Source organism: Henriciella marina DSM 19595 (genome assembly GCF_000376805.1).
Lineage (GTDB): Bacteria > Pseudomonadota > Alphaproteobacteria > Caulobacterales > Hyphomonadaceae > Henriciella > Henriciella marina.
In genome coordinates, this window is sequence record NZ_AQXT01000002.1 from 1,238,804 (window position 1) to 1,265,784 (window position 26,981).

Consider the following 26,981-nt stretch of genomic DNA (forward strand, 5'->3'; position numbering starts at 1 on the left):
TTCGCCTAGCCGACCGTTTCCTCTAATTGCCGCGTCTCGGTTTCTTCCCCGACAGCTTTCGGCAGGATGACACGCACCCGCGTGCCCTCACCGGGCGCGGTATCTATGATGACTTTCCCCGTCATGAGGTCGGCAAAGGATTTCACGACGGCGAGACCAAGACCGGTCCCCGCCCTGCCCCGCGCATTCGTGCCCTGTTGAAACGGACGCGCAACCTGTTCGAGGTCACGCGCGCTCATACCGGTTCCGTTGTCGCGGACAGACAACGCCACGGTCGAGGTTCCTGCACGCGCATCGAGGCTGACCGTCGATCCAGAGGAAGAATACTTGATCGCGTTCGAGAGCAGGTTCTGCCAGATCTGGCGGATCGCGCGCGCATCAGCGGTCGCCCAGACCTCGCCTGTCGCCTTCTGGCGGATCGACACACCGGCACGGTCAGCAAATCCGGAGAGCTGAGCAATTACCGACTCGCTGCTGGCGACAAGATCGACCGGCTCCAGATCCAGCCTTGTGCTGCCGGACTCTGCCTTGGCGTAGTCGAGAATATCCTCGACCGTCAGGAGCAGGTCCTGCCCGCTTTCATAGATGAGCTGGACATATTCCTTATAGGCTTCGGAAAGCTCGCCGCGCAATTCATTGCGCATGAGATCAGAGAAGCCGAGGATGGCATTGAGCGGGGTCTTCAGCTCATGGCCAAGGCTTGCAAAGAACGCCGTCCTCTCCTTCAGCAGCGTTTCAGCTTCGCGGGCGCGAATTTCTGCATCGCTCGCGATCACGTCCGCCGCGCGGGTTTCGGTATCGTCTTCTGCCTCGCTCATGAAGACGCGTGTTCCGGCAACATGTGGATCGAAGATGAGCTCCAACCGTGTCTTGCCGACGTCCAGGACAAGCGATGTGCCCTCGGAGGCAAGCGCGCCTTCGACCTTCTCGCGATCGCTTTCCCTGAACGCTTCGATAAAGGGGCGCTTCTGCCGGGGATCGATGTTTACGGGCAGCTCCCCGGACACCATCCGGACACGGCCATCCTCGGCGACATCGACGATCATGACAGGACCTGAGCGACCGGGCGCGTCGGTGTCACTGGCGGCGGGGGTGGGCGGCGCTGCTGCAGCGCGCCCGCCTGGTCTCATGAATGTCTGGCGCCGGAGGATCGCTGCAAGAAGGACAGCGCCGGAGATGAGCGCGCCAAGCGACAGGATACCGCTTACCGTTCCAAGCGAGGGCCCAACCAGAGATGTATCAAGAAGCAGGACCGCCAGCAGGCTGCCAACCAGCCCGAGCAGCGCGAAGATGCAGGCTTCCACAGCATGGGACTTCCAGCCAAAGGCCAGCGTGTAGAGCGGCGCGAGAGCGACCAGCAGCAATGCGGGTGAGGTTATACCGCCAGAGAGGGTGATGATCCCCGCCGTGAAAACGATCCAGGGGAAGATGGCGACGGCGAACTTACGCCCGAAAGGCCAGCGTTTCCCCCTTAGCGCGACCAGTATGGTCAGCGCGGCTGGCAGCGCAGCGCCTGCGAAAAGGGCCGTCGCCGGTAGCTCGTCCAGCCCACCCCGTACACCTGCAATCGCCGCAGCGAGCGCGGAGATAATCCAGATCAGGGATGCAATTGTGACAGTTTGTTTAGGCACTATGTTCATCTGCCGGTTAGATTTCACCTGCATTCTGGCAGGTGAAGAATTCAAGTTGAGTCGCCTGCCTGTTTCACCTTAGACTAAGACCTGTAGCGCGAGAATGATAGAGCGAGCCTGACGCGACGCTCTTCGAGGAAACCAGAATGAAAACCGGACGGATTCACGCAACACTTACCGCAGGACTCTTCCTGGCTCTCTCTGCAACAGCGCAGGAGACAACGCCCACCGATACAGCGCAACCGGCCTCTGCCGAAGCGGCGACCATCAGGCCGTTTTCGATAACCCCGGCGCCTGATCCTCTCTCCTCGGCCGCCGCCGTGTACGCGACCTATCAGGGCGATGTGACCGAGCTTGAGCAGAATGAATTCGATGATGTCGACTCCATTCAGACGGCTCTGACCGATCTTGGCAGCCAGAATGCCGAACAGCTTTCGCGCGGCTGGATTGCCTATTCGGCGCTTGTCGCCTCGCAGAACCCGGAGTTCCGCGCAGCTGTTCGCGACATTGAAGGCTATTACGGACGCGATGCCCTGGTGCGCGGCCTCCAGAATGATGTGCGCTATGCGCGTAATCTTCATGGTGGTTCAACGGCCGTCAGCGCGGCGCTCAATGCTGGCGCGGCAGATGCGCAGCGGCTCCAGTCCACGGCCGAGCTTGTCAAGGAACAGGCCTACAGCCTGCAGGCGTTTGGCTGGGCAAAGGGGCGGCTGGGCGATTCCGGTGCGATCGCCACAAAACTTCGCGCTGATTCCCTCGTCGGGCGCACCGCAAGCAATGATATGACGACAGCGTTCCGCGCGCCGGATTTCGGGTCTGTCCTTTCCAGCGCAGGGCGCACGGGCGCCCCCTCTGTCTGGCGCAGTGTCAGCAATGCGGCCGGGCAGATCCGCGGTGTAAATATCAGCACTGGTCTTTCCGATGGCACACGCCGGCGCGTCGCCCCCGGCAGTGAACAGGTCGCCGACAAGATCGCAACGCTGGCCGCCTACCGCGTCCTTGGGGGCGAAGGCGGCGCAGCGGCGCCGGTTCAGAGCGCCATGTCCGAAAGCCAGACGACAGGCTGTATCAACATGGCCCAGCTCAACCTGCAGCAATGCATCGCGGCGACGCACCAGCATTTCGAAGTGCCATTCTGCCTTGGCGAGCATGCGCTTGCTGAGATTGGCAGTTGCATCGCCAAGGTCAGTAATTAGGATTGCAGATATTCAATCTCTCACCCCGTCACCCAACTGGGAGGCGGGGTTTTCTTTTGCCTTCAGTTGCCCCAAATCACCCCCATGACAGTTGAAGAACGCGCAAAAGACATTTCCGCCGAGTTCGAGTTCCTTGATGATTGGGAGACGCGTTACGCGCACATCATCGATATGGGGAAGGCGAACCCGGCCCTCGCCCCTGATGAGCGAACCGAAGAGACCCGGGTGCGCGGCTGCGCCTCCCAGGTCTGGATGGTCATCGATGAGGAAGAAGAAGACCGTTTGCGGATCCGGGCAGAATCCGATGCGCTTATCGTGTCGGGCCTTATCGCCATACTGATCCGGCTCTATTCCGATGCCCCCGCGGGCGACATCGCCGCCTTCGACGCCCTCGCCTTCTTTGATGAGATCGGCGTCAGTGAAGCCCTCTCGGCCCAGCGCTCCAACGGGCTTGCGTCCATGCTGGAGCGTATCAAGTCAGTTGCAGGCTCTGAAGCTGGCGCGGGCTGAGCGACAGGTCTCTTTGATGCTGGCCAATGTCCGCGGCCGATTTCAGCGTCTGCTCCAGCTCGTCCAGCCACTCATCGACGCCTGGATCATCTCGCAGATCCTCTATCTTGTGGCAGCCATGCGCAACGGTCGATCTGTCCCGATCAAGGGCCGATGCAACGCGCGCCAGGCTCATGCCGAGGCCAACGTGCGAAAGGTACATCGCCACCTGCCGGGCCCTGACGATATGATGATCGCGCCTCGATGATGCGAGGATAACCTCGGCGGGTATCTGCAGTGCATAGCCGGTGAGACCGACAGCCAGACGCACACTGTGCTCGTCCTGCAGCCTGTTCTTTGTGTTCATGTCCTACTCCTCTGTCTGAAGCATCCCACCTTAGGGCGAATGACAGAGGTGTAGGATATTTTTCCTATTTACGGAAATTATTCTCTGTGGACTAAGCGGCGACGGCCCGTCCCGCGGTCGGATGGAATGAGAAGATTGACCGGTACTCGCGCGGCTTCTTCCGGCGGATAATATCGTGGCAGAGCAACAAGGCTGGCCTATCAGCATTGCATGACAGAGTTCGACTTCCGTTATGACCGTCCCACGAAGCTCGGCATCAATGACGAGGAGCGTCACAACCAGCTCCCCAAGTCAGTGGCAGGCAAGCGCCTGACCTTTCGGCGGACTGGTGAAGCCGCGCTCGCCTAAGCAAAAGGCATGCGCCTTCACGTGCTACCGCAAACGTGAGAAAATCGAGAATCGCGACGACGACGCTTGAGGGGATCGATCGGTCCCATCTTGCGCCGTCTCTCGGACTCACGCTTAGATTTCGTCTTGCCTTTTACGTCCTCTTGCGGCTTGGGCTTGCTGTCCATCAGCCGTTTGAGGGTGTCGTTAAACTCGCTCTCGGGGTCCGTCATGCCGAAACAGTATCCTTATTATATGCCAACGCTATCAGATCGGCCCCTGCCTGACGACATACTGGTGCAAATAGCCAAAATAGTTCGGCAGTTTTCCGAATTTGAGTTCGTACTCAACCTTCACCTTTGCCAGCTTACAAATCTGATGCCTTATCAGCTTGATGCCCTTATTGGCACGACCTCTCTCTCGAGACGGATTAGTATGGCCAGAAAACTAGCGGCCCTACGAGATGAAGACGTCTTCACCAGGCTGCAAGACGATTTTTTCAAAACGGGCTTTCGGCAGGTGCAGAGCATTCGAAACCATGTTGCGCACGGCACATACATCGGCACCAGTGTTGAGAAGGGTGTGAACTTTTATTACTTCCTGACCCAATCTACGACTACCGATACCAAGGATCGAATAGCCAGCGTTGTGGAGTGCCTTGGAGAAAACGCTATTAAGAATGCGGCAGACTACTGCCAGGCTAATTTCCCGCTTTTTCAAGATGCGATGAACTTAAAGCCATTTCGCGAAAAACTTCTTCAAGAAGGTCTCCAACGGCACCGTAAGGCACATCCCACCCGTTGAGGATGCAGAAGCGCTTAACGCCTGCCTCAATCATCTCTTCTGTAACATCAATTTCCTGTACCGGCCTGACGCCGTCTTCTATATCCGAATCACACATGCTTTGTCACATATACAATTAGGATATTTTTCCTATTTACGGAAATTATTCTTTGTGGACTAAGCGGCGACGGCCCGTCCCGCGGTCGGATGGAACGAGAAAATTGACCGGTACTCGCGCGGCTTCTTGCGGCGGATAATATCGTGGCAGAGCAAGAGCGCAGGCGCGGTGTCTTCTTCAAAGGCACGCAGTGGCAGGCGCAGCCAGGCGTGATGCCGATCGCCGAGATCTGCGATGCCCTGGTCTGGTCTGTTATCTTTCGTGAAAGTTCCGCGGCCGGTCTGCCAGATGCTCGCAAATTCATCTGGAAGCTCATCGAGCCGCTTGCCGCGCATATCGGCGCCGATCAGCTGCCTCAGCTGCGTGCCCACTAGCCGGAACGTCGCCGCCCCGGCCCCATCAAGCGCCAGAATTGAAATGCTGCCGAGATGAGCCCTGAGCGCGCCCGGATCGATGTCGCTGCGGCTTGGCGCCAGCGCATCCCCTCGTCTCGACGTCCAGTAATCGACGATCTCATTCTGTGCGTCGATCAACCATCTAATATCCGATTGACTCTTCATCGTCAGCCACCCCAAGCGATTCGATAGAATCAGCTGTGTCTGAATTCGATTCGCGCCGCAAGAGTCCAGAAACAAAAAATTAACCAAGCCTAACGAAATATTTCATTTCGCAAGCGCAACGATGTTGATCAACAGTATTCGGTAAGTCGGGTGCGATTAACGGCTTATTTCTTGCCGGTTCCGAGACCCATCTTCTTGGCAAGCTGGGAACGCTTGCGCGCATAGCTTGGCGCAACCATCGGATAATCAAACGGCAGGCCCCATTTCTCGCGGTACTCGTCCGGCGTCATGTCATACTTGGCGCGGAGGTGACGCTTCAGGGATTTGAACTTCTTGCCGTCTTCAAGGCAGATCAGATAATCGTCGGTGACGGACTTCTTCACCGGAATGGCAGGCTTGGCTTCAGGCGCCTGCTTCTCTTCGACAGAGAGGCCGTTCAGTGCTGCGTGGACATTCCGGATGAGGCCGGCAAGGTCACCGCTCTGAACCGGGTTATTGCTGACATAGGCCGCAACGATTTCGGTGGTCAGTTCCAGTGTATCAGTTGCCGCGATGCTCTTCTCGGTATCCGTATCCACGCCTTACTCCTTTATGCTTCAACCGAACTAAATCCATTAAATTCAGTTGAGTTCCAAGTACACTCAAATAAGCACAGCTGGAGCAAGTAGAGGACCCGGCAAAGTCCGTCCCTGATCTATATCAATATCACTGTCACAACCGGCAATCCGGCCCCGTGTACTGGGCCTCGTCACCTGATGAAGAAGGCAACCAGCAGGGCAAGCCCGAGCAGCACTGCTGTCCAGATGGCCATGCCATTATAGAGCCCGCCAGAGGCCAGCGTGCCACGCGGGCTGAACGCTGCCTCCAGCCTTGAGAAGCTACGCGAGGCCACATTGCCGAAGACGCCGGTGAGACCTGCCCCAACCTTCGTCCAGACCTTGCCCGCCCAGACCGCCAGGCCATAGCCAGCCTTGCGGTAGATGATGTCGGTATCGATGATGATACCGCGTTTTTCGGGCGGATAGGCGCCAAAGCGCTGCAGCAGGGCGAAGGCGAAGACGGCAAGTACGAGCAGTTGCATCTGCGTCAGGATATGATCGCCGGTATATGGCTCGTAGCGGACCGTGTACGGGTCGCTGGCATAGGGCAGGATCGAGTAGAGCCAGTTGAAGCCAAAGCCCGGGAAGAAGGCCGGGAGGCCAACGGCCACACAGATGAAGGCGGCAAGGCCCATGGCGACGAGCATGTTGAACGGCGCTTCCTTGGGCCGCTTGCCGCTATCATGGCCGAAGAAGGCAAAATACGGGATCTTGATGCCCGAATGCTCCAGCACGCCGGCCGACGCGAAAAGCAGCATCAGCCATGGGATCACAAAGCCGGTCCCGGCAACGGCGCTCATCGTCAGCGATTTCGAGACGAAGCCGGAGAAGAGCGGGAAGGCCGAGATGGAGGCCGCCCCGACCAGACAGAAGACGGTCGTCCACGGCATGGTCCGGAAAAGACCGCCAAGCTCTGTCGCCTTGGCTGTGCCCGTCCGGTAGAGAACGGCGCCCACGCTCATGAACAGGAGCGACTTGTACATGATGTGGCAGAAGGCGTGCGCAGCCGCGCCGTTGAGCGCCAGAGGCGTCCCCACGCCGATTGCACAGACCATGAAGCCAAGCTGGTTGTTGAGCGAGAAGGACAGCACCTTGCGAAGGTCGTTCTCAACCACCGCAAAGAAGACCGGATAGACGGTCATGATTGCGCCGATCCAGATCAGGCTCTGCTCACCCGCGAACGTCCGGGCCAGGGCATAGATGGCAAGCTTGGTCGTGAACGCCGAAAGGATCACGGTGCCCACCACAGTCGCCTTTGGATAAGCGTCCGCGAGCCAGGTATGAAGGAAGGGGAAGCCCGCCTTGATACCGAAGGCCAGGAAGACAAGCAGGACGCCCGGATTGCCAAGCTCCAGCGCGCGAATGCTCATATCGCCGGTGTCGAAATAGATCTGCATCGCCCCGAAGAGCAGCAGCACGCCCGAAAGGACATGCAGGCCGAGATAGCGCATGCCAGCCTTGTAGGCGGCGCTCGTCCCGGACCTGAAGATCAGGAAAACCGACGTGATCGCCGTCAGTTCCCAGAAGACAAACAGGCTGATGAAGTCGCCGCAGAACGCCGCAGCCACCGCCGCGCCCATATAGGACAGGCCCATCGAATCCTCGAGCTGGCTGTCCTGATGGAGGGCGTAGATCGCGTTGATAAAGGCCGCGATGAGGAAAGCGAGACCGAAGATAAAGGAAAGCGAATCAACGCGGTAAAGCACCATATCGAAGCCGAGCACGCCAAAGCTGGCAAGATCGGTTTCACGCGGGGCCGCCAGCAGCAGCGCGGCCGCGATGAGCGGCGCAGCCAAGGCGAGGCCCTGGCGCACGCGCTGCACAGGGATGACCGCCGCAAGACAGCCAGCCAGGATGAGCACGAGGCCCGGATTGATCGCTCCAATCAGCCCGTTCATGGGTGCGGCTCCGTTCCGGCTGGTTCATCCTCGTCTTCATAATAGTCTTCGCGCCGACGCATCAGGCGGCCGAGCGGCCAGCCGGCCAGGACGACCAGCGTAAAGGCTCCGAAGCCCCAGATGGCGTTGAAACCTGTCGTCCCGTCGATACTGAAATAGGGATGACGGAAATGCTCGCCTTCAGGCGCCAGCATTTCCAGAACCGGCTCTATGGCGATCAGGAAAATGGACGCGGCCAGAAGCCCCCAGAACAGGGCCTTGCCTGCCCAGGGCTTGGTCGTCCAGCCGAACAGCGCCCTTGCGGCAGGCTTGGTCTGGCTCTCATCGGGCTGATGCTCGCCATGGTCGCTCATATGAGGCGGGGTTGCGTGATCGCTCATGGCTGGCCTCCTATTGCTGGAAGAAGGAAATCGTAGAGCTCACCCATGAAGAAGAACAGGACCAGTGTCCCCACAGCGGTGAAGACGGGTGCAGCCACTGCGAGGACGGGAGCCCCTTCCGGCCGCTTGTAGGGCGCAGGTTCCGGGGTCCCTCGGGGCGGCATGAGCGCCAGAATTGAGATCGGCAAGAGGTAAGCGATGTTGAGCAGCGACGAGATGATCAGCACCCAGGCGACATAGGAATCGCCGCTGTCTGCCGCGCCGAGCATCAGGAGCACTTTCGGCCAGCCGCCTGCGAGCGGCGGAATACCGATGATCGACAGCGAACCGATCAGGAAGGCTGCAAACACCCACGGCATCCGTCGGCCAAGCCCGCGCATCTCCGAGATCGCTTTCTTGCCTGTCGCGACATAGATTGCGCCAGCGCACATGAAGAGCGTCATCTTGCCGAAGGCGTGCGCCGGGATCTGTAGCGCGCCGCCCATCATGCCGGCTTCATTGGCCAGCATCACGCCCGCCGTCACATAGGCAAGCTGCCCCACGGTCGAATAGGCAAGACGCGCTTTCAGATCATCCTTTGTCAGCGCAACGAGGGAGGCGACCACAATCGTGAAGCAGGCCATGAAGAGCACGAAATCGCGTGCAGGTGTATCGGCGAGAAGATCGATCCCGAAGACGTAGATGCCGACTTTCGCCATGGTGAAGACGCCCGCCTTCACCACCGCAACGGCGTGCAGCAAGGCAGAGACCGGCGTTGGCGCGACCATGGCATTGGGCAGCCAGAAATGAACCGGCATCAGCGCTGCCTTGCCGATACCGAAGGCAAAGAGAATGAGAAGCGCGCTGGCGATGACCGGCGTCACGCCCTCAACCCCGGCCAGCAGGCCGCCGGGGACGAAATCCATGCTGCCCGCCAGGGTGGCTGTCCAGATGATCGCAACGAGGAAGAGACCAATCGACGTCGCCAGAAGCGTCATCAGATAGATCCGGCCGCCGCGCAGGGAGGTCGCATCGCCCTTGTGGGCAACCAGCGGGAAGGTCGAAAGGGTCAGCACCTCATAGAAGACGAACAGCGTAAACAGGTTCGACGCCATGGCGACGCCCATTGCGCCCATAAGCGCGATGGCAAAACACATATAGAAGCGCGTCTGGTGGCGCTCCTTGTTCCCGCGCATATAGCCGATCGAATAGAAGCTGTTCACGATCCAGAGACCGCTCGCGACCAGCGCGAACATGGCGCCCAGCGGCTCCAGCTTGAAGGCAAGGTCGAGGCCCGGAACGACCGTCCCGAGAACATATTCGGCAGGCTCACCTGAAACGACGGTGGCGGTCAGAAGAACCGCGACCAGGAATAGCAGCGCCGCGCCGACGAGGGTCACGCCTTCACGCACGTCTGGCATTTTGCCCGTCAGATAGATCCCTGCCATTGTCAGCATCGGCAGGATCAGAGCAGCGAGGATCAGTGTTTCACCGGTCATGACGCGCCTCCGAGGAAGAGCGCTGAGGCCGCATCGTCTGCGAGTCCGAAGACGAAACCGCCACTGACCCCCACCCAGATATTCGCAATGGCTAGAATCCAGAGCGGGATGAGGATGAGCAGCGGTGCTTCATTGTGCGACTTGTGCGGATTGTTTGGCGCCTTGAAGAACACAGCCTCGAGGATGCGTCCCATATAGATCACCGCAAGCACGCTCGAGAAGACAACGATCAGCGCGGCCCACCACCAGCCGCTTTCCAGCAGCGCGGAGACAAGCGCGAATTTCGATTGGAAGCCAGCCGTCAACGGCACGCCGATAAGCGACAGCGCGGCGATCGCGAAGGCGGTCATTGTCCAGGGCGCAGAGCGGCCAAGGCCTGCAAAGTCATGGATACGCGTGCCCTGATAGGTCAGGACGACGCCGCCAACCGCCATGAACAGCGCGCCCTTTATCAGCGCATGATTGACCAGATGGAACATGCCTGCCGACACACCGGCCGCCGTACCCAGCGAGATGCCAAGCAGCATGTACCCAACCTGCGCCACCGACGAGTAGGCCAGCGTCCGCCTGATATCTGCCTGGAAGATCGCCTGGAATGAGCAAGCCAGCATGGCGGCAATACCCATAGGGGCCAGAATGAAGGCCAGACTCATCCCCTCAAAGGCAAACTCAAGTGAGAAGACGGTAAAGAGGAAGCGGACAAGCGCATAGATCGCGACCTTGGTCGCGGTCGCGGCCAGGAAGGCGGTGACGAAGCTTGGGCTGTAGGCATAGGCGTTTGGCAGCCACTGGTGCAGCGGGAACATCGCGGCCTTGAGGCCAAGACCGACAAGAATGAACGCGAAGCCAACTTGCACGGCACGGTTGCCGCCGACATCCTGCAGCTGGACCGCGAGATCGGCCATGTTGAGCGTGCCCGTGGCCGCATAAAGAAAGCCGACACCGACGACAAAGAAGCTCGCGCCTATCGTCCCCATCAGCAAATAGTTCATCGCCGCAGGCAGCGCGCGGCGGTCACGCCCAGCGCCGAGCGCGACAAGCACATAGGTCGCAATCGATGAGAGTTCGAGGAAGACGAAAAGGTTGAACGCGTCCCCGGTCGAGGCAACGCCGAGAAGGCCCATGAAACAGACCTGGAAGGCCCCATAGAACATGGCGCGCTTGCCGTCAGCAATCTCTGCTTTGACGGTTGGCCAGCTGAAAATACTGGTCAGCAGCGCGATTGAGCTCACCAGCAGCAGGATCAGCACATTCAGCGCGTCGATACGGAATTCGATACCATGCGGAGGCGCCCAGCCGCCCATGGCGTACGAGATGATCGCTCCGCCCTCTACCGAGCGGACCTGTGCCAGCAGAATGATCGACAGGAGCGTACAAAGCACGGTCACGACCACGGTCATGGCCCACGCAACGCGCCCGCCGCCCGGCAGGAAGGCAGAGAGCGGCCCTGCCAGCATCGGTAGAAGCACCAGCAGCGCGGGCGCATGCGCTTCAGCCCAGGCTGGCGCAATCTGAAGGACAAAATCCATCATGCTGCACTTGCCTCTTCAGATTTATCGACAGCGTACTCGGCGCGGGCGACTTCAAGGTCGGTGGTGCGGACCTCGTCGCTCTCAATCGTCCCGTAAGCTTCGCGGATACGGACAACGATGGCGAGGCCCACCGCCAACGTCGCAACGCCGACAACAATCGCGGTCAGCATCAGGACGTGCGGCAGCGGGTTGGAGTAGATGTGCTCCATGCCGTGGCTCGCGCCGGCGTGGGCCGCATCGCTGGCGCCATGCGCGGCATCAGCTACGCCACGGCCCGCCGCCTCGCCTGCCCCATAAGCGGCGTTCGCCTCATCATGACCACCGCCGTGTCCCTTGGCATCCTTGCCATAGAGGATCGGCGCCGTGCCGCCATCAATGCGGCTGAGCGATATGTAGAAAAGAATGATCGACGTCTGGAAGATCGACAGACCGACCAGCTTCTTGATAAAGTTTGTCGCAGCAAAGAGCGTATAGAGACCGATCATCATCAGACCGATGATCGCCCAGTAATTGCCGCGCTCCAGAACGAATTCCAGCATTACCAGTCCTCGTCCTTGATCTCTGTCACGCGCCCAGCAAAGGCGTAGAAGATCGACAGCATGGAGCCTGCAACCGCGAACAGAACGCCAAGCTCAACCATCAGGATGCCATAGTGCTGGCCCATATGCCCGCCCGGCTCTTCATTGAAGAGAACGTCATAGTCGAGGAAATTACCGCCCATAAACAAGGCCCAGACGCCAACACCTGCGAAAATCAGGAAGCCGAGCGCTGACAGTGTGCGCGCGAAGACCGGCGGGACGGCCCGCATGGCGGGCGTGATACCGAAAATCAGCGCATATAGCACGACAGCCACGACGATGATCACACCGGCCTGGAAACCGCCGCCGGGACTGTAGTCGCCGTGGAAGTGCACATAGAGCGCAAAGAGCGCGATAATCGGGATCAGCGGCTTGGCGACAACGCGCAGGATGACGTGATGATCTGAACGGGCCTCGGCCATTAGCTCTTATCCTTCTTGCGCTTGAAGGTCGCCGAGAGCGAACGCTCGCCAAAGCCGAGCAGGAGGATGACCGACAGGGCCGCAGCAAAGACGACGCCCGTCTCGCCCAGCGTATCAAAGCCCCGATAGCTGGCGAGCACCGCGGTCACGATGTTCGGCACGGCGATTTCCTGCGGCGTGCGCTCGATATAGTCGGTGCCAACATAGGTGTTGGCCGGGCTGTCCGGGTCACCGAAAGCGGGAAGGTCGATTGTGGCGTAGACCAGCATCGCCCCGGTCGCGATGACGACGAGGATCGGCACGATCCGCATGGCGCCGGTCTCTGGCTTGGCGGTCCGGGCCGTCAGCAGCATGGCGCCGAGCAGCAGAGCGGTCGAGATGCCCGCACCGACAGCCGCCTCTGTAAAGGCGACGTCCACCGCATCCAGCGCAACGAACCAGGTCGCAGAGATAAGCGAATAGATGCCCGACAGCATGACGATCGCGAACAGGCTGCGCATGCGCGCAATCGCAACGCCGATTACGAAAAGCAGGCCAAGCAGGATAACGTTGATGAGGGCAATGGCGAGATCTGCGCCGGCGTAACCGATCATGACTCCTCCTCCGAATTGTCGGCCCGCTTGAGGTCCCGCCCGATAATCGGCTGAAGACCTGCTGTGTGGGCCGCGTTTGCAAGCGCATGCGAGCCGGTCGGGCTGGTCAGGAAGATAAACAGCCAGATCGCCACCAGTTTGAAGACAATCAGCCAGCTCGGCGCCAGGAATGCCATGCCGACCAAAGCGAGCGTCGCGCCTGCCGTATCGGTGACACTGGCAGCATGGAGCCGGGTGAAGAAATCGGGAAAACGAAGCACACCGATCGAGCCGACCAGGGCAAGCACTGCCCCGATGATGCAGAGCAGACCGCCAATCCATGGCTTCACGATGAGGGCGAGGTTCAGAAGCTCAGACATCGTCGCCCCCCTGCCCCGTCGGGCGTGTTACCGCCTGGCGGTGAAGCGGCACCTGGAAGGAGCGGTAACGGAAGAATTTGAGGATCGCGATCGTCGAGACGAAATTGATCAGCGCATAGAGCACAGCAATATCAAGGAAATCAGGGCGTCCGAGGACAAAGCCGAGAAACCCGATAAACAGAACGACCTTTGTACCGAGCGCATTTACCGCAAGCACGCGGTCATAAAGCGTCGGCCCGAGAAGCGCGCGGATCAGCGTCAGCGCAATCGCGACAGCAAGGGCGATGGCGGCAACTTCGATCATGCAGCCACCTCTTCCTTACGCTTGCCATCAGCCGCTTCGTAGGAGCGCCGGTCCATCTCGGCAAAGGATTCTGGCGTGGCCGCCTCTTCGAAGAGCGCGTGGATAAGGAATTTGCCGCCCTCGACCTCGATCGCGACCGTTCCCGGCGTCAGCGTGATGGAGTTGGCGAAGATCGTCTTGGCCAGATCGCTTTCGCACCGGGTCTTCAAACGTACGAGTGCCGGATTGATATTCAGATTCGCGCCGAGACAGGCCTTGATGACCGGCCAGTTCGCCTTGAAAATTTCGACCATCAGCCAGCCCCAATATGCAAAGATCGGCAGGATTCGCCCATAGGGAGAGCCTTCGCGGTCGACCGTCTCAAGCCGTGCAGCAAGGATAATGGAGATAAGAACAGAAACAGCGCCGAGCCCGAGCAGCAAAGGCTTGTATATTCCGGACAGGCCGAGCCAGAGTGCACTCAGCACAAAGATCAGCCCCAGAAAATAGCCCACGAGGTGCCGCTCCGCTCTTCGTTCAACAACTACTAGGCGACGCTGTTAATCGCTCGACAGGAGTTTGACCAGACCCTCTTCCAGTCTACTCACCGAAAACCAGATGAGCTGTCCGGCGTGACGTGGAAAAACGGGAATCGCTGGGCGAATCTGTCGCATCCGGGTCATCCGGCGCGGCCCTTCCCGGAGAATAGGACGAGGATAGCGACCAGTTCCAATAGCGAAGCGTGGTCTGCGCCTTGGCCACGGCAAGCAGCTCATAGGTCTCCGACATGTAGGCAAATTGCGGGTGGACCGTTCCGTCATCGATTTCCATCGGACGGCGCAGCGCGTGCCAGAGATGCGCAAGATATGGACGCTTGAGACCGGTGGCCTTGCAGAGCACCGCAAGCCCCTCCCCGCCCGGGTCGCTCAGGATTTTTGCAATCGTCACCGGCTTAACGCCCGAGAGGAAGCCGATTTCCTGAGCGATATGCGGGGTAAGCCCCTTCTCGGCAGCCACTTCGATGGCATGCTCGAGACTATCGAACGGGCTCTTCTTGATCGCTGCGCGATTACGCTGGCGCCGCTCGATGAGCTGTAGCGTTTTGCGCGCGACCGGGTCCTGCCAGTTTTCTTCTGCCGCGACAGCAAAGACATCCGAGCAGAGATCGACCAGCTCCAGCCGGTCAGCCGCCTGCCGTTGAAGGATCGTGCGGCGCGTTGCGCCGTCCGCCCACCAGAACATGGCCATGGCCTGGCTGGGAATAAGCTCCAGCCGCTTGATCAACAGGGCGGGCAGGCCTTCGATCTTGCGCGAGTGCTGGACGAGCATGTCCATCCCGGTCTCTGAAATGTCGGCGCCCTTGTTCACCACCAGCGCTTTCAGTACCGCGGCCTCTTCGCGCACGCAGAGCGCTTCGGCCACGCAGGGGTCGATGCGCTTGCGGTTGGCGATCAGCAGCCGGTGATCGATCGTTGTCTGGTCTGCAATCGTGGCAAGATCGGCCGCATCGAAACCCTCATTGGCTTCCAGGATCGGCCGTGCCACATCCAGATCGGCCATGGCGAGATAGCGCATCAGCCGGCGCGGCGCTTCCTTGTTGAGCTGCAGCCTGCGGGCACAGAATTCACGGTCCTCGACCGAGGCATGGAACAGCATTTCCAGCAGGATGTCGCCGCCCATGGACCGGTCCTGCGGCGCGACCGATGTCGCAGGCAGCGCAACAAAGTCGATAAGCCGCCGCAACAGGAGGCGTCTGGCGCGCCCGCCATTCGATCCCTCCGGTCTCGGCTGGATGGCTTCGGGCATCTTTTTGATGTCTGACATGACTGGCCCGGTCGGCTTGCTCCAATAATCAGGGCAAACTCTGACACTGACAGGTTAACAGGCCGTATGGCGAAAGCCCCCCGCGCCTAACGCCTCTCGCGCTTTTCTGGATGGACAAAGAAAAGCAGCACTGACACCGCCAGCATGGACACAGCAAGCGCAAAGACCCGCCCAAAGTCCGTTTCGCTTTCAAAGACGGTGGTCGATGCCGGCAGCTCCCGGCCCAGCACGTCCGGCATCAGATGCAGGGTCACCGCCCCCGTCATCAGCATCACCGAAAGCCCGGCGGCGAGCCGGCACGTACCCGGAATGAACAAGAGCACGCAGAGCAGTAGCTCGAACAGAGCGACCACCACACGGCCTGTCGGCTCCAGAAGCGCGATCCCTGTCTTGTTCACCATTGTCTGGAAGATGACATTGTCACCCGGCCGATCGAACAGCTTTACAAAGCCTTCGGGCGGGTTCGGCAATGGGTGCAGGGTCGCGTTCACATAGACGAAGATCAGAAAGACCGCGAACAGCCAGCTCGCCAGAAGGCGCATTGCAAACATGTCCGGGGGCTCCCTGAATCTTGAACGACGGGCGACGATAGGACCGGGGGAGGTAAAGCTCAACGGCACCGGGGGTGATAGGCGACTCTGATAAGGTGAATGCAGCGCTGAGGGGAAAATTGCTTTTCTGGCAGACTTCACGAAGTACAGTCCCGGCTTCCCGGGAAGGATAATGGGTCACGCATGGAAGAAGACGAGCGCCAGCTTGAAAGCCTACAGGATGACCGGACCGGACAGGCCAAGTCACCCGTAAGTGGCCTCGATAGCGCGACCAGTGCTGGCGCTTCGGTTGAACTGACAGCGCGCAACCTGTTCAGCCGCCGGACCCATCGGCGCGTAAAGTCAGAGCTTCCTGCCTATCTCCTGATCCAGTGCAGCTGGTTTACCGCCTTCGGGCTCCAGATGGTGCTGTTTCCTTATCTCATCACAAACCGGCTCGGCCTCGACGGCACAGAGCTCGGGCTTGCCAATATGGCGCTCTCTGGCCCTTCGGTCGTCTTCTTGCTGCTTGGCGGTGTGATCGCAGAGCGCGCCTCCGGCAAGTCATTGCTGATGCTGCTTCACCTGATGGCGGCCGTTCCTGCGGTCATACTCGCCTTCGTGATCGCCACCGGAAATCTCGTCTATGGCTATATGATCATTTACGGCGTCGCGATGGGCACCGTCGGGGCCTTCATGATGCCGGCGCGCGATTCCATCATCAATGAAGTCGTCGACCGGCGAGCCCGGGTTGGCTCGGACGTGACGCTGCAACAGGGGGTCGCTTTTGCCACCATTGCCCAGTTCGCCGCACAGATCGCTGGCCTGATCATCGGCGGCTATGCGGACAAGCTGACCCGCATGCCCGACTGGCTAGGCGGGTTCTCGATCGGGCCGATCCCCAGCTGGGAGCTTCTGGCCTTTCAGGGCATCATCGTCGGCCTCGGCGCCGGATTTGCCCTCTTCCTTGCGCACGGGCGGCGGGTCAAGACAGGCCGGTCCGGGCTCGGCGCGGCCTATGGCGACATCAAGGAAGGCTTCTCGGTCGTCATCGGCGATAGCAAGCTCTGGGCGATGACCGTCCTGATGTTCGGCGTCGGCATCTTCGTGATCGGGTCATTCCTCGTGGTCCTCCCAATCATCAACCGGGACATTTATGGCCTTTCGTCGGACGGTATCCGCGACATGTTCGTGACCTTCTGGCTTGGCGCTTTCGTTTCGTCTGTAACGCTATCGCTCTTCCGCCATATCAAGCGGCAGGGGCGCCTTCTCCTGACGGCGCAGCTTCTAGGTTCGCTTGCCATCCTGATCATGCTGGCCAAGCCCCCGCACTATGTCTTCCTCATGATCGTGTTCGTCTGGGGCCTCGCCGCCGGCATCTCGATCGCGATGAGCCGATCCATTGTTCAGGATGCCGCACCGAAGAACCATCTCTCGCGTGTGCTGTCGATCTATCAGCTCGGCTTCATGGCGGGCGCCCCGTTTGGCGCAGCGCTCATGGGCTGGCTGATCGACTTCTTTCCGGAACAGCCCCAGCGGGTCGCCGTCGTGCCAGCGCTCGGCATGACAATCCTGATCGTCTGGATGGTGGCCCGCACGCCGATCTGGAACATGAAACACGCTGTGCCGGCTGCAAAGAAGAGCTGACGGCCCAAAAGAAAAGGCTGCGAACAGGGGTCCTGCTCGCAGCCTTTATTCTAAAACCAGAGGGACTGATCAGCCGCCCTTCTTGGAAATCCATTTGAACTTCTTCTCGTCCCACCATGGGAAGAAGCTTGGCATATCCTTGGAGACCGAGCCTTCATATTTGGCTGGGCGCTTTTCGAGGAAGCTCATCACGCCCTCCTTGGCATCTGGCGACTGGCCACGCTCATAGATCGAGGCTGAGTCGACGATGTGGGCTTCCATCGGATGCTCTGCGCCAAGCATGCGCCACATCATGTGACGGGTGAGGGCGTTCGAAACCGGCGCGGTATTGTCAGCGATCTCGCGGGCCAGCTCTTTCGCGCGCGTCATCAGATCGGCCTGGGGCACGACTTCGGAAACCAGACCGCCAGAGAGCGCTTCGGCTGCCGGGAATACCCGGCCTGTGTAGCACCACTCCAGCGCTTTCGAGATACCGACGAGGCGCGGCAGGAACCAACTCGAGGCGGCTTCCGGATTGATGCCGCGCTTGTTGAAGACAAAGCCGAAGCGGGCATTGTCAGACGCGAGGCGGACATCCATCGGCAGCTGCATTGTCACACCGATCCCGACAGCCGCGCCATTGATGGCGCCAATGACCGGTTTCAGGCTTTCGAAGATGCGAAGCGTGACGCGCCCGCCGCCATCACGCTGGACGTCCTCGGAGGTGGAACGGCCTGCCTCACCGGATGCCGCACGTGCGTCATAGTCGAAGGTCTTGGCCCCTTCGGAGAGGTCCGCGCCGGCGCAGAAGGCGCGCTCGCCAGAGCCGGTCACGATAACGACCTTGATGTCGTCATCCTTGTCGGTCTCATCGAAGGCGGCGATCATTTCCATCATCATCTTGCCGGTGAAGGCATTCATCTTCTCCGGGCGGTGAAGGGTGAGGATGGCAATGCCGTCTTCCTTCTCCAGTTTGATCTGTTCGAATTCCTTGATCACGGTCGCGCTCATCGGACGTGTCTCCCTTTTTTTGCTACGGTCTTGGCGCCCACAGAGGCGGGCTTCCCCGGCGTTCGTCAAGCAGGTTTTCGACGAAGTGTCGTTGCGAAACCCGGCGCGGGCAACTTGCGCGCTGGTGGACAATATGCTCTTCGAAATACGGCAAAATGTTCGATTACAGGGGTATAGGGGGCATAGATGAAGCGGCTTTCAATCATGTTCATGGCGGCAGCTGGGTTGGCAGCAACGGCATCGGCGCAAACGGTCTGGGGCATTGAGGCCTATAGCGATGTCTGCCGGGTCGTCCTTGTGGAAGACGAAAACCGGATCGGACAGGGCATGATCGACCATCTCGACCAGGGTTGCCGCGTCGGGCCCTTCGAGCGTTACGCTGTTGGCGACAGGGGGACGGTCCGCTTCCTTGGCGCGCATGGCGATATCCTCATGGCCGTCACACCTGAAGGCGCCGGATACACCGGCATCATCGGCGATGGCGATGCAGTCACGATGAGCGTCATGGGCAGCGAACCAGCCAGGCGCGCCCCGCCGCCAGAACGTCCGCGCCGGGCCCCTGCGCCGAATCGCGGCGCGGCCGGTTTCGGCAAAACAGCCACCGCGGACTGCGTGCGCTATTACGACACCGGACAGTGCGCGCAGGATCACGATCTTGGCCTGCCCGGCAGCCGGTTCGACCTTCTGCCGATCGAGACCCGGGCGCGAATGAACAAGCGCTTCATGGGGAGCCTCAACTCCTCGATTGAAGGCCAGATTGAACCGCGGGTCTGCATGGAGGTGCGCAACTGCACCGAAAGCATGATCGATGAGGAAGTCTGGTGCGAGGTCAGCCATGATGGCGACTGGTCCTGGATACTCAAACAGGATGAGCAATTCGTCTATGCTGGCGCCGGGTGCGGCTGACCTGATTTCCTCGCAACCATCCTGCATGTCTGTCGACCCGCTCGAGTATATTGAGCTGCTGGCCGATGTGGACTTCGTGATGAAAGCTGGCACGATCTAAAAAAGGACGGCGCCGCGACCGCGAACTGACCCGCCCCGAACGAAAGCGCCCATGCCTGAATTTCCTTCCCCGACCACACTTGCAGCCCCAGCCTTCGTGCTGGCGGTTATCTGGGAGTGGTGGGCGGTGAAGTCCGGCCGGGCCGGCGGGCGCTATGAAACAAAGGACGCCGTGGCCTCGATGGCGATGGGGGTCGGCAACCTCGTCGTGAACACGCTGACCGGGGCAATCACGCTCTGGATGATGATGCTGGTCTGGCCGTTCCGCCTGATGGAGATACCGGTCACCTGGTGGAGCTTTATTCTCCTCTTTGTCGCCTATGACTTTACCTATTACTGGAAGCATCGCCTCGCCCACCGGGTGCGCTGGTTCTGGATGGAGCATGTCACCCACCATTCCTCGACCCATTACAATCTCACTACCGCGCTGCGCCAGCCATGGTTCGGCCCGTTCACAGGGCTTATCCTGCTTGGCCTGCCGCTGGTCCTGATCGGCTTCCACCCGCTCTTCATCTTCTTCGCGGGCGGACTGAACCTTCTCTACCAGTTCTGGATCCACACCGAATCCATTGGCCGGATGCCGGGCTGGTTCGAAGCCGTGATGAACACGCCGTCGCATCACCGCGTCCACCACGCGACCAACCCGCGCTATCTCGATGCCAATTATGCCGGTGTCTTCATTGTGTGGGACAAGATGTTCGGAAGCTTCGTCGAAGAGCGCGAAGACGAACCGCCGACCTATGGCATCGTCAAACCGCTCGGCAGCTATAATCCAGTGACCATCGCCTTCCATGAAGCAGGTGGCCTTGTGGCTGACTGCCGCCGGGACGGCTTAAAACCTCTGCGCTGGCTTGGGCGCGCCATCAATCCGCCCGGCTGGAGCCCTGACGGCAATCATAATCGCAGCGAGGACATCAGAGCGGCCTGGGCGGCGGCGCAGGCCGGCGCGGCTGCGCCCGGGGAGGACATGCCGCGTCGACAGCCAGACCTGCCATCGGCTGCCGAATAGGCGTCTATCTCGCCCGGGCGGCCGAATGGTCGCAGTCCCGGCCCTCGCCATCCTGGCCGATAGCCGGTAGCAACGGTCCCAATCGCTAAAAGCGGGACCGCCAGCGCCAGAAGCATGATCGACAATCTTCCCTCCCTTTCGATCCTCGCCCTGCCGGTTGTTGGCCTTGCCATTGCAACGGAGTGGTGGGCGGTCAGTACCGGACGCGCCCGGGGGCGTTACGACGCCCGCCATGCGCTGACTTCAGTCTGCATGGGGATCGGCAATGTGGCGATCAATTCGGCCACGGCGCTTCTGTCGCTCTGGGTGCTGAAATCTATCTGCGACCTTCACATCTGGGACATGCCGGACACCTGGCTGTTCTTTCCGGTGGTGATGCTCATCTATGACTTCTTCTATTACTGGAAGCACCGGTTGGGGCATATGACCCGCGCCATGTGGGCCGAGCATGTGACGCATCATTCCAGTCCCGACTACAATTTGGCCACCGCCTTGCGCCAGCCCTGGACCGGGCCGCTGACCGGCCTTGTCTTCAGCGGGATTCCGATGGTGCTGATCGGCTTTTCCCCTGCATGGATCGTCCTCGCATCGGCGTTTCACCTTGCCTATCAGTTCTGGATCCATACCGAGGCGATCGGCCGGCTGCCGGGCTGGTATGAACTCATCTTCAACACGCCCAGCCACCACCGCGTCCATCACGCCACGAATCCGCGCTATCTGGACCGCAATTTTGGTGGCACGCTGATCATCTGGGACAGGCTGTTCGGCACGTTCGAGGCCGAACGGGCCGAGGAACGCCCACATTACGGGATTTTCAAGCCGCTCAATTCCACCAACCCCATCAAGGTGGCCTTCCATGAGGCGGCGGCCCTCCTCAGAGATTGCGCAGGCGACGGCTTTCGCCCGCGCACCTGGGCGAGACGCGCCGTGAACGCGCCTGGCTGGAGCCCGGACGGCAATCATATGCGGAGCGTGGACGTGCGTGCGCACTGGCAGCGCGCGCAGCGCGACCGGCCGCAGGCCCGGCGGGACTGACGGCGTAAAGCGCTGGCTTTTTGAGAGAGCCCGGTCACCCGGTGTCGATGAAAGCCGGCCCTGCGCGCGAGGGGTTAGTGCCAAGGGGGCGCGCCGCCGGAGAGGCGTGCGCATGCGCAGAATGCGTCTCGCCGCAGACGCCGTCAGGGTATCCACCTTCAAGATTGAGCCACGGGGCCCGCGGTGCATGGCGCGTCCAGTCAGCTGGAGCCGGTTTGTCGGCGTCGAAGTAATTGGCCACGACGATGCGGCCGCCGCGCGTGACAGCGAGAATTAGCAGGCCCGCGGTTTCCTCAGGCAGGGTTGCCAGCCAGCGGCGCCAGATCGCGACATCCCAGAGAAAGACCGGCCAGAGCCAGACCGGAAGCTTTCCAAGAATGCCAAGAACGAAGTCGCGTGTCATGACGAAGATTGAACCACAGGCTGGTCCGGGTGGGACGAATTGAATTTGTCCGCATGGGAGGTGCGCGGGAGCGCGCCAGTTTCCGCTACGTTGGGCATGGACGCGCCATACCTGCTTGATAGAAACCTCGACAAAGCCACAATGCCCGCCCGGCATGGACCGAGAGCGCGCTCATTCAAACAGGAGAGGCCCCGAATGCATCCAAGCCATTTTGCCAAGTCCAAGCCAGACCACCCCGCCTATATCATGGGCGGGTCCGGTGAAACGGTGACGTTCAAGCAGCTTGAAGAGCGCTCCAACCAGATGGCGCATCTATTCCGCGATCATGGCATCAAGGCCGGCGACACGATTGCGATCTTCGCGGAAAACAGCGCGCGCTATTTCGAGATCGCCTGGGCCGCGCAGCGCTCTGGTCTTTATTATGTCTGTATCTCTTCGCGTCTGACGGCGCCGGAAGTGGAATACATCCTCTCTGATTCCGGGGCGCGCATCGTGATTGCGTCGGCGTCTCTCAGCAGTGTGGCCACCGAAGTGAACGCCACGACCAAGCTGGATGCCTACTGGTCCATCGATGGCGAGATCTTCGGCTATCAGCAGCTGGAAGACCTCTGCAAGAACAAGCCCGTCACGCCGATCTCAGATGAGATGATGGGTACGGACATGCTCTATTCCTCCGGCACGACGGGCCGTCCGAAAGGCATTCGGCCGCCGCTTGAGCGCGATATACCGATCGATGAGCCAAGCGTGCTGGTGCAGCTCGCCCAGCTTCTCGCCAAGGCGCAGGGCGATGACATGGTCTACCTGTCGCCCGCGCCGCTCTATCACGCGGCGCCGCTTCGCTGGTGCATGTCGTTCACGCGCATGGGCGCCACGCTGGTCATCATGGAGAAGTTCGACCCGGAGAAATACCTCCAGCTGGTCGAGAAATACAAGGTGACGCACACCCAACTCGTGCCGACGATGTTCGTCAAAATGCTCAAACTTCCCAAGGACGTACGCGAGAAATATGATGTGTCCTCGCTGCGCGCCGCCATCCATGCCGCTGCCCCCTGCCCGATCCCGGTCAAGGAGCAGATGATCGAATGGTGGGGTCCGGTGATCGAGGAATATTATGCCGGCTCCGAGGGCAATGGCATGACCTGGATCAATTCCGAGCAGTGGCTCGGCCATAAGGGCTCTGTCGGCCTGCCGGTCATGGGGGAGCTGCACATCTGCGACGAGGACGGCAATGAACTGCCCGTCGGCGAGGCCGGGACGATCTATTATGGCGGCACCACACCGCCGACCTATCACAACGACCCTGACAAGACGAAAGACGCGCTTAACCCGAAGAACGCCGAATGGTCGACGCTGGGTGATGTCGGGCGGCTGGACGAGGATGGCTTTCTCTATCTGACGGACCGCAAGGCGTTCATGATCATTTCCGGCGGCGTGAACATCTATCCGCAGGAAGCCGAGAACGTGCTGATCACCCACCCGAAAGTGGCTGATGTCGCCGTCATCGGCGTCCCGAATGACGAGTTCGGCGAAGAGGTGAAAGCGGTTGTCCAGCCTGCCGAAGGCATACCGGCTGACGAGGCCCTGAAGGAAGAGCTTCTGGAGTATTGCCGCTCGCAGCTGGCCAAGATCAAATGCCCGAAGACGGTCGACTTCGATCCGGACCTGCCGCGCCACCCGACCGGCAAGCTTTACAAGCGTCTGGTGCGCGACCGGTATTGGGGCAAGACCGAAACGACCATCGTCTAGGCCCTGGGCTGGGGCGTCCTAGATGCCCCAGCTTTCCGGGTTTGTAATTATCTCGCCAGATGAAAGCGCCTGCATCCCTTTGACGACGCGGATAACGTACCAGACGATCGCGGCGAGGATAATCAGGATTCCCACGACGAGGAGCGTCAGGACCGCGCCGATCACCATGAAGAGGAACATCTTCCAGAAGATGTTGATCTGGTTTTCGTAATGCGACTGGACCAGCGGCGAGGCGGTGCTTTTCCCGACATAGGCCATCACCACGCCAACGAGAGCCGAAACACCGATCAGGAAGCTGCAAAGATAGAGAATATAGACGAGGTTGGCATTCCCCTTCTGACCGGGATCGACTGTCACTATGGGGTCGGACATTGGGGCACCTCTCATTCGGCGGGTTGGTAGGCGCCTACGCTGCCGCCTCTTCCGTATGAGCGCAAGAGACACCTGGGCTGGCCTTTCCACTTGAAACAATCGGCTTCCCGTTGCGCCAAGGCTTGCGATTGTCGTCCAGTTTCCGCAAAAGTACGCCCAACAAAACATATCCAGCACATCAGGAAGGAAACCAGAGAATATGGCTGATCCAACGAAAGTTCACTATGACGATCTTGAATCCATGGTCGGCAAGGAGGTTGGCGTGTCCGACTGGGTCCTGATCGATCAGGACCGCGTCAACAAGTTCGCAGACGCGACCGGCGATCATCAGTGGATCCACGTCGATGTCGAGCGTGCGACGAAGGAAATGGGCGGCCCGATCGCGCATGGCTTCCTGACCCTCTCCCTGCTGCCGATGCTGGGTGCGCAGGTCATGCGTATCGAAGGCACCACGCGCGGCATCAATTACGGCTCCGACAAGGTCCGTTTCACCAATATGGTGCCTGTCGGCTCCAAGGTGCGTCTGCGCCAGAAATGCCTTGCCGTTGAACCAAAGGCGGGCGGCAAGCAGACCCGTATGGAAGCGACCATCGAGGTCGAAGGCCAGGAGCGCCCGGCGCTGGTGGCTGAGACGCTGACCGTCGTTTACGGTTAGAGCCGCTTAAAATGCCTATGAACAAGGGGCTGGCGGTCTTTACTGCCAGCCCTTTTTTCGACCGATTTAAGCGTTAAGGTATAAATCTTGCAGTTTGCCAGCTGGAAGATTGTCCGCGGGGCACATGTCGTGCGTCGCTTGTGAAGGGAAGTGTTTGTTGCTGGCTGTCTGATGTCGGATAGCTTTATCGATTGCGCCTCCCAAGAAGGGTCCCGACCATGTATCTCAAACCAAAGTCCCTTTTCCTTTCGACAAGCGCCATGGCGCTGCTCGCCCTGCCCGCCCTGGCCCAGGCGGTTGACCGTCCCGATTTTGGCATGACGGCAGAAGCTTTTGCTGGCGATGATGTCTGCAGCGACCCGCGCTTTGAGGGAGCAGGCATGGCCGAAACCCCGGTTGATGACGCCCTTCTCAATGATGCGGCTGATTGCGAGGCTGCGTTTGACGCGGGTGACATCACGCTGATCGTGCCGGCTGAGACGGTTGAAGAGGCTGAGGTCGAGGAGGCTGAGGCTGAGGCTGAGGTCGAAGATGCAGGCGAGGTTGTTGATCTGGAAGAGGCAAGCGAGGCAGAGGGTACCGACGCTGACGCCGACCTGGACGAGGAAGAGGCAGAGGCTGAGGTTGAGGGCGACGCGGAAGCTGAAATCGACGCCGAAGCTGAGGTCGAGGACGATGCGGCAGACGTCGCGGCTGAAGATGACACCGCAACGAACGAGGATATTGCTGTCGATGCCGTCGAAGACGCCTCTGACACAGGCACTGAAGACGCCGGCGAGGACGCCGCTTCTGACGCGGGCGTAGACGCTGAAACGGGCGACGACGCCGAAGACGATGCGACGCTGGCCATTGAAGCTGAGGTCGATGAGGACGCCGGTGTCGCCGTCCAAGACTCAGACACCGCTGAAGAAACGTCAGATGAGTTGCTTGCGGACGATGCGGCAGAGGCAGAGGCAGACACAGAGGTCGAACCAGAGGTCGTAGACGAAGAGCCAGCTGCTGAAGATGCCGAGCAGACGGACGAGGCTGACGTCGATCTGACCTCGGAAGAGGATATGACTGACGCGTCTGACATCGCCGAGGGCGAAGAAGACGAGGTTTCTGGCGACGAGACCCCTGGGCTGGCTGAACCAGAGGCAGAGATTGAAGCAGAGACCGGCGCCGAAGCAGAGATCGACACTGAAATTGATGATGCGCCTGTTGAAGAAGAGCCGGCTTCGGATATGGACGAGGACGCTGCCGTCGACCCTGCCACCGAGGACGAAACCACTGACGAAGTCGAGGCATCTGACGCTGAGACCGGCGCCCCGGAAGACGAGGCAACACTTGATGAAGCCGGTGCTGGCGACGAGACGGCCCTTTCCGAAGAGAACGCAGACGACGCAACCGACGAGACAGACGAAGTCGATCTTGAAGAAGCGGCCGACGATGCTGATACGGTGAGCGAAGACGGGCTGGACGCCGAAGCCCCGGTTGAAACCGATGTGGACGAGCAGTCGGAGGCCGCGTCTGACGACGATGAAGCCACCCCTGAAGATGACATCGAAGCGGCTGATCCAGACGCGGAACCAGAAACCGGTGACGACACAGTCGGCGCGGATGACGTTGGAACGGTCGAGACCGATGCTGAACAAGTATCAGGCGACGGCATCGATTTTGGCGACGACACCAGCGAGTTTGCCTTGGACGGCGAGTGTGACGACGCCCGCTTCACCGGCGAGGGCATGACATCGACCGCGCTCATCGAGGACGATATTGGCCGCGACGCGACCGATTGCCGGGGCGCCTTTGAGGCGGGTCGGCTTGAACTTCGCGAGACCGCCGAAGCAGCCAATGGAGACAAGAAAGACGAATTTGTCCCCGGCGCGGATGAGCCCGACACGGACGAGACCGAGGAGCTTCCATCAAGCGCAGTCGACGCTGGCACAAGCGAGACAAGCGAGACCGCGATCGACGCCGATGAAGGGATTTTCTTCAACGGCATCAATTTTGGCGACAATGAGAGCCAGTGGGCCAATGATGGCGAATGTGACGACCCGCGCTTTGCTGGCGAGGGTATGACAAGTACGCCGCTTCTTGCCGAAGATACGTTTCATGACGCCAATGATTGCCTGGCGGCATGGCAGACGGGGGGGCTGAAACTCGCTGGCGACTGAGCTTTCGGACCTTGCC

At 60.2% G+C, this 26,981-nt stretch carries 31 protein-coding genes; 12 read left to right on the forward strand and 19 right to left on the reverse strand.

Annotated elements, in window-relative coordinates; translation table 11 throughout:
- Positions 1–5 precede the first annotated feature (5 nt).
- Positions 6–1,631: a sensor histidine kinase gene (locus tag F550_RS18455; protein ID WP_169332253.1), complete on the reverse strand. Its 1,626-nt coding sequence runs from the start codon at positions 1,629–1,631 to the stop codon at positions 6–8.
- A 146-nt stretch (positions 1,632–1,777) separates the two neighbouring features.
- Between F550_RS18455 and F550_RS0106175 the strand changes: the two genes are divergently transcribed.
- Both F550_RS0106175 and F550_RS0106180 read left to right on the forward strand, forming a co-directional pair.
- The gene (locus F550_RS0106175) at positions 1,778–2,827 is read left to right on the forward strand and encodes a hypothetical protein (protein WP_018147662.1); all 1,050 of its coding nucleotides are present in this window, start codon (positions 1,778–1,780) and stop codon (positions 2,825–2,827) included.
- Between the two features lie 84 nt (positions 2,828–2,911).
- On the forward strand, positions 2,912–3,337 hold the full coding sequence (locus F550_RS0106180) for a SufE family protein (RefSeq protein WP_018147663.1): 426 nt from the start codon (positions 2,912–2,914) through the stop codon (positions 3,335–3,337).
- Here F550_RS0106180 and F550_RS0106185 read toward each other — a convergent pair.
- Positions 3,300–3,683 (reverse strand): helix-turn-helix domain-containing protein, encoded by a 384-nt coding sequence (locus tag F550_RS0106185; RefSeq protein ID WP_018147664.1) that lies wholly within the window; start codon positions 3,681–3,683, stop codon positions 3,300–3,302. The two genes, F550_RS0106180 and F550_RS0106185, sit on opposite strands and share 38 nt — an antisense overlap.
- Positions 3,684–3,893: 210 nt before the next feature.
- Between F550_RS0106185 and F550_RS19105 the strand changes: the two genes are divergently transcribed.
- Positions 3,894–4,031: a hypothetical protein gene (locus tag F550_RS19105; RefSeq protein WP_018147665.1), complete on the forward strand. Its 138-nt coding sequence runs from the start codon at positions 3,894–3,896 to the stop codon at positions 4,029–4,031.
- 210 nt (positions 4,032–4,241) lie between these two features.
- On the forward strand, positions 4,242–4,814 hold the full coding sequence (locus tag F550_RS0106200; protein WP_018147667.1) for a hypothetical protein: 573 nt from the start codon (positions 4,242–4,244) through the stop codon (positions 4,812–4,814).
- 156 nt (positions 4,815–4,970) lie between these two features.
- On the opposite strand, the gene F550_RS0106205 is transcribed toward F550_RS0106200, so the two are convergent.
- The 14 genes from F550_RS0106205 to F550_RS0106270 all read right to left on the reverse strand — a co-directional run bounded on the left by F550_RS0106205 (position 4,971) and on the right by F550_RS0106270 (position 15,968).
- Positions 4,971–5,444: a PAS domain-containing protein gene (locus F550_RS0106205; protein ID WP_026180606.1), complete on the reverse strand. Its 474-nt coding sequence runs from the start codon at positions 5,442–5,444 to the stop codon at positions 4,971–4,973.
- A 191-nt stretch (positions 5,445–5,635) separates the two neighbouring features.
- Positions 5,636–6,049, reverse strand: a complete 414-nt coding sequence (locus tag F550_RS0106210) for a MucR family transcriptional regulator (RefSeq protein WP_018147668.1) — start codon at positions 6,047–6,049, stop codon at positions 5,636–5,638.
- A 170-nt stretch (positions 6,050–6,219) separates the two neighbouring features.
- Positions 6,220–7,968, reverse strand: a complete 1,749-nt coding sequence (locus F550_RS0106215) for a Na(+)/H(+) antiporter subunit D (protein ID WP_018147669.1) — start codon at positions 7,966–7,968, stop codon at positions 6,220–6,222.
- Entirely contained in the window at positions 7,965–8,348 is a 384-nt protein-coding gene (locus tag F550_RS17050; RefSeq protein ID WP_018147670.1) for a hypothetical protein, read from the reverse strand. The genes F550_RS0106215 and F550_RS17050 overlap by 4 nt, the downstream gene beginning before the upstream one ends.
- Entirely contained in the window at positions 8,345–9,826 is a 1,482-nt protein-coding gene (locus F550_RS0106225) for a proton-conducting transporter transmembrane domain-containing protein (RefSeq protein WP_018147671.1), read from the reverse strand. The genes F550_RS17050 and F550_RS0106225 overlap by 4 nt, the downstream gene beginning before the upstream one ends.
- Positions 9,823–11,355 (reverse strand): monovalent cation/H+ antiporter subunit D family protein, encoded by a 1,533-nt coding sequence (locus tag F550_RS0106230; protein WP_018147672.1) that lies wholly within the window; start codon positions 11,353–11,355, stop codon positions 9,823–9,825. The genes F550_RS0106225 and F550_RS0106230 overlap by 4 nt, the downstream gene beginning before the upstream one ends.
- A complete protein-coding gene (locus F550_RS0106235; RefSeq protein WP_018147673.1) occupies positions 11,355–11,897 on the reverse strand; it encodes a cation:proton antiporter subunit C in 543 nt (180 codons plus the stop codon). The genes F550_RS0106230 and F550_RS0106235 overlap by 1 nt, the downstream gene beginning before the upstream one ends.
- Positions 11,897–12,358, reverse strand: coding sequence for a Na(+)/H(+) antiporter subunit B (locus tag F550_RS0106240; protein WP_018147674.1), 462 nt, complete (start codon positions 12,356–12,358; stop codon positions 11,897–11,899). Before F550_RS0106240 ends, F550_RS0106235 begins: the two co-directional genes overlap by 1 nt.
- Positions 12,358–12,951, reverse strand: coding sequence for a DUF4040 domain-containing protein (locus tag F550_RS0106245; RefSeq protein WP_018147675.1), 594 nt, complete (start codon positions 12,949–12,951; stop codon positions 12,358–12,360). Before F550_RS0106245 ends, F550_RS0106240 begins: the two co-directional genes overlap by 1 nt.
- Entirely contained in the window at positions 12,948–13,310 is a 363-nt protein-coding gene (gene mnhG / locus F550_RS0106250) for a monovalent cation/H(+) antiporter subunit G (protein ID WP_018147676.1), read from the reverse strand. The genes F550_RS0106245 and mnhG overlap by 4 nt, the downstream gene beginning before the upstream one ends.
- Positions 13,303–13,614: a monovalent cation/H+ antiporter complex subunit F gene (locus F550_RS0106255; RefSeq protein ID WP_018147677.1), complete on the reverse strand. Its 312-nt coding sequence runs from the start codon at positions 13,612–13,614 to the stop codon at positions 13,303–13,305. Before F550_RS0106255 ends, mnhG begins: the two co-directional genes overlap by 8 nt.
- Positions 13,611–14,108: a Na+/H+ antiporter subunit E gene (locus F550_RS0106260; protein WP_018147678.1), complete on the reverse strand. Its 498-nt coding sequence runs from the start codon at positions 14,106–14,108 to the stop codon at positions 13,611–13,613. The genes F550_RS0106255 and F550_RS0106260 overlap by 4 nt, the downstream gene beginning before the upstream one ends.
- 85 nt (positions 14,109–14,193) lie before the next feature.
- A complete protein-coding gene (locus tag F550_RS0106265) occupies positions 14,194–15,417 on the reverse strand; it encodes a DUF2336 domain-containing protein (protein ID WP_018147679.1) in 1,224 nt (407 codons plus the stop codon).
- 86 nt (positions 15,418–15,503) lie between these two features.
- Positions 15,504–15,968 carry a hypothetical protein gene (locus tag F550_RS0106270; protein ID WP_018147680.1) on the reverse strand — a complete coding sequence of 155 codons (465 nt, stop codon included), beginning with the start codon at positions 15,966–15,968 and terminating at the stop codon, positions 15,504–15,506.
- Positions 15,969–16,151: 183 nt separating this feature from the next.
- On the opposite strand from F550_RS0106270, the gene F550_RS0106275 reads away from it, so the two are divergent.
- Positions 16,152–17,594 carry an MFS transporter gene (locus F550_RS0106275; protein WP_018147681.1) on the forward strand — a complete coding sequence of 481 codons (1,443 nt, stop codon included), beginning with the start codon at positions 16,152–16,154 and terminating at the stop codon, positions 17,592–17,594.
- Between the two features lie 69 nt (positions 17,595–17,663).
- Here F550_RS0106275 and F550_RS0106280 read toward each other — a convergent pair whose 3' ends face one another.
- Positions 17,664–18,584, reverse strand: a complete 921-nt coding sequence (locus F550_RS0106280) for a crotonase/enoyl-CoA hydratase family protein (protein WP_018147682.1) — start codon at positions 18,582–18,584, stop codon at positions 17,664–17,666.
- Positions 18,585–18,770: 186 nt separating this feature from the next.
- Between F550_RS0106280 and F550_RS0106285 the strand changes: the two genes are divergently transcribed.
- The 4 genes from F550_RS0106285 (at position 18,771) to F550_RS0106300 (ending at position 21,633) form a co-directional block, all read left to right on the forward strand.
- Positions 18,771–19,490, forward strand: a complete 720-nt coding sequence (locus tag F550_RS0106285) for a hypothetical protein (RefSeq protein ID WP_156807841.1) — start codon at positions 18,771–18,773, stop codon at positions 19,488–19,490.
- Complete coding sequence (locus F550_RS19110; protein ID WP_156807842.1) at positions 19,453–19,590, forward strand: hypothetical protein; 138 nt, start codon at positions 19,453–19,455, stop codon at positions 19,588–19,590. The genes F550_RS0106285 and F550_RS19110 overlap by 38 nt, the downstream gene beginning before the upstream one ends.
- Positions 19,591–19,641: 51 nt before the next feature.
- Positions 19,642–20,598, forward strand: a complete 957-nt coding sequence (locus tag F550_RS0106295; protein ID WP_018147685.1) for a sterol desaturase family protein — start codon at positions 19,642–19,644, stop codon at positions 20,596–20,598.
- 114 nt (positions 20,599–20,712) lie between these two features.
- Positions 20,713–21,633, forward strand: coding sequence for a sterol desaturase family protein (locus F550_RS0106300; protein ID WP_018147686.1), 921 nt, complete (start codon positions 20,713–20,715; stop codon positions 21,631–21,633).
- A gap of 34 nt (positions 21,634–21,667) precedes the next feature.
- On the opposite strand, the gene F550_RS0106305 is transcribed toward F550_RS0106300, so the two are convergent.
- Complete coding sequence (locus F550_RS0106305) at positions 21,668–22,036, reverse strand: hypothetical protein (RefSeq protein WP_018147687.1); 369 nt, start codon at positions 22,034–22,036, stop codon at positions 21,668–21,670.
- A gap of 195 nt (positions 22,037–22,231) precedes the next feature.
- On the opposite strand from F550_RS0106305, the gene F550_RS0106310 reads away from it, so the two are divergent.
- The gene (locus tag F550_RS0106310; protein WP_018147688.1) at positions 22,232–23,782 is read left to right on the forward strand and encodes an acyl-CoA synthetase; all 1,551 of its coding nucleotides are present in this window, start codon (positions 22,232–22,234) and stop codon (positions 23,780–23,782) included.
- A gap of 18 nt (positions 23,783–23,800) precedes the next feature.
- Here the strand turns inward: F550_RS0106310 and F550_RS0106315 are convergent, their stop codons facing one another.
- The gene (locus tag F550_RS0106315) at positions 23,801–24,154 is read right to left on the reverse strand and encodes a DUF4870 family protein (RefSeq protein ID WP_018147689.1); all 354 of its coding nucleotides are present in this window, start codon (positions 24,152–24,154) and stop codon (positions 23,801–23,803) included.
- 199 nt (positions 24,155–24,353) lie between these two features.
- Here F550_RS0106315 and F550_RS0106320 point away from each other — a divergent pair, with 199 nt between their 5' ends.
- Positions 24,354–24,809 (forward strand): MaoC family dehydratase, encoded by a 456-nt coding sequence (locus F550_RS0106320; RefSeq protein WP_018147690.1) that lies wholly within the window; start codon positions 24,354–24,356, stop codon positions 24,807–24,809.
- Positions 24,810–25,027: 218 nt separating this feature from the next.
- Positions 25,028–26,965, forward strand: a complete 1,938-nt coding sequence (locus F550_RS0106325) for a midas domain-containing protein (protein ID WP_018147691.1) — start codon at positions 25,028–25,030, stop codon at positions 26,963–26,965.
- Positions 26,966–26,981 lie beyond the last annotated feature (16 nt).

Bases quoted from the DNA above. Each gene is read 5' to 3' on its own strand.
- F550_RS0106215 (WP_018147669.1), bottom strand. From the start codon at position 7,968: ATGAACGGGCTGATTGGAGCGATCAATCCGGGCCTCGTGCTCATCCTG.
- F550_RS17050 (WP_018147670.1), bottom strand. From the start codon at position 8,348: ATGAGCGATCACGCAACCCCGCCTCATATGAGCGACCATGGCGAGCAT.
- F550_RS0106315 (WP_018147689.1), bottom strand. From the start codon at position 24,154: ATGTCCGACCCCATAGTGACAGTCGATCCCGGTCAGAAGGGGAATGCC.
- F550_RS0106320 (WP_018147690.1), top strand. From the start codon at position 24,354: ATGGCTGATCCAACGAAAGTTCACTATGACGATCTTGAATCCATGGTC.
- F550_RS0106270 (WP_018147680.1), bottom strand. From the start codon at position 15,968: ATGTTTGCAATGCGCCTTCTGGCGAGCTGGCTGTTCGCGGTCTTTCTG.
- F550_RS0106185 (WP_018147664.1), bottom strand. From the start codon at position 3,683: ATGAACACAAAGAACAGGCTGCAGGACGAGCACAGTGTGCGTCTGGCT.
- F550_RS0106275 (WP_018147681.1), top strand. From the start codon at position 16,152: ATGGAAGAAGACGAGCGCCAGCTTGAAAGCCTACAGGATGACCGGACC.
- F550_RS19110 (WP_156807842.1), top strand. From the start codon at position 19,453: ATGAGCAATTCGTCTATGCTGGCGCCGGGTGCGGCTGACCTGATTTCC.
- F550_RS0106310 (WP_018147688.1), top strand. From the start codon at position 22,232: ATGCATCCAAGCCATTTTGCCAAGTCCAAGCCAGACCACCCCGCCTAT.
- F550_RS0106235 (WP_018147673.1), bottom strand. From the start codon at position 11,897: ATGCTGGAATTCGTTCTGGAGCGCGGCAATTACTGGGCGATCATCGGT.
- F550_RS0106240 (WP_018147674.1), bottom strand. From the start codon at position 12,358: ATGGCCGAGGCCCGTTCAGATCATCACGTCATCCTGCGCGTTGTCGCC.
- F550_RS0106230 (WP_018147672.1), bottom strand. From the start codon at position 11,355: ATGGATTTTGTCCTTCAGATTGCGCCAGCCTGGGCTGAAGCGCATGCG.
- F550_RS0106255 (WP_018147677.1), bottom strand. From the start codon at position 13,614: ATGATCGAAGTTGCCGCCATCGCCCTTGCTGTCGCGATTGCGCTGACG.
- F550_RS0106245 (WP_018147675.1), bottom strand. From the start codon at position 12,951: ATGATCGGTTACGCCGGCGCAGATCTCGCCATTGCCCTCATCAACGTT.
- F550_RS0106305 (WP_018147687.1), bottom strand. From the start codon at position 22,036: ATGACACGCGACTTCGTTCTTGGCATTCTTGGAAAGCTTCCGGTCTGG.
- F550_RS0106300 (WP_018147686.1), top strand. From the start codon at position 20,713: ATGATCGACAATCTTCCCTCCCTTTCGATCCTCGCCCTGCCGGTTGTT.
- F550_RS0106285 (WP_156807841.1), top strand. From the start codon at position 18,771: ATGAAGCGGCTTTCAATCATGTTCATGGCGGCAGCTGGGTTGGCAGCA.
- F550_RS0106325 (WP_018147691.1), top strand. From the start codon at position 25,028: ATGTATCTCAAACCAAAGTCCCTTTTCCTTTCGACAAGCGCCATGGCG.
- mnhG (WP_018147676.1), bottom strand. From the start codon at position 13,310: ATGTCTGAGCTTCTGAACCTCGCCCTCATCGTGAAGCCATGGATTGGC.
- F550_RS0106175 (WP_018147662.1), top strand. From the start codon at position 1,778: ATGAAAACCGGACGGATTCACGCAACACTTACCGCAGGACTCTTCCTG.
- F550_RS0106180 (WP_018147663.1), top strand. From the start codon at position 2,912: ATGACAGTTGAAGAACGCGCAAAAGACATTTCCGCCGAGTTCGAGTTC.
- F550_RS0106295 (WP_018147685.1), top strand. From the start codon at position 19,642: ATGCCTGAATTTCCTTCCCCGACCACACTTGCAGCCCCAGCCTTCGTG.
- F550_RS0106265 (WP_018147679.1), bottom strand. From the start codon at position 15,417: ATGTCAGACATCAAAAAGATGCCCGAAGCCATCCAGCCGAGACCGGAG.
- F550_RS0106225 (WP_018147671.1), bottom strand. From the start codon at position 9,826: ATGACCGGTGAAACACTGATCCTCGCTGCTCTGATCCTGCCGATGCTG.
- F550_RS0106280 (WP_018147682.1), bottom strand. From the start codon at position 18,584: ATGAGCGCGACCGTGATCAAGGAATTCGAACAGATCAAACTGGAGAAG.
- F550_RS0106200 (WP_018147667.1), top strand. From the start codon at position 4,242: ATGCCGAAACAGTATCCTTATTATATGCCAACGCTATCAGATCGGCCC.
- F550_RS19105 (WP_018147665.1), top strand. From the start codon at position 3,894: ATGACAGAGTTCGACTTCCGTTATGACCGTCCCACGAAGCTCGGCATC.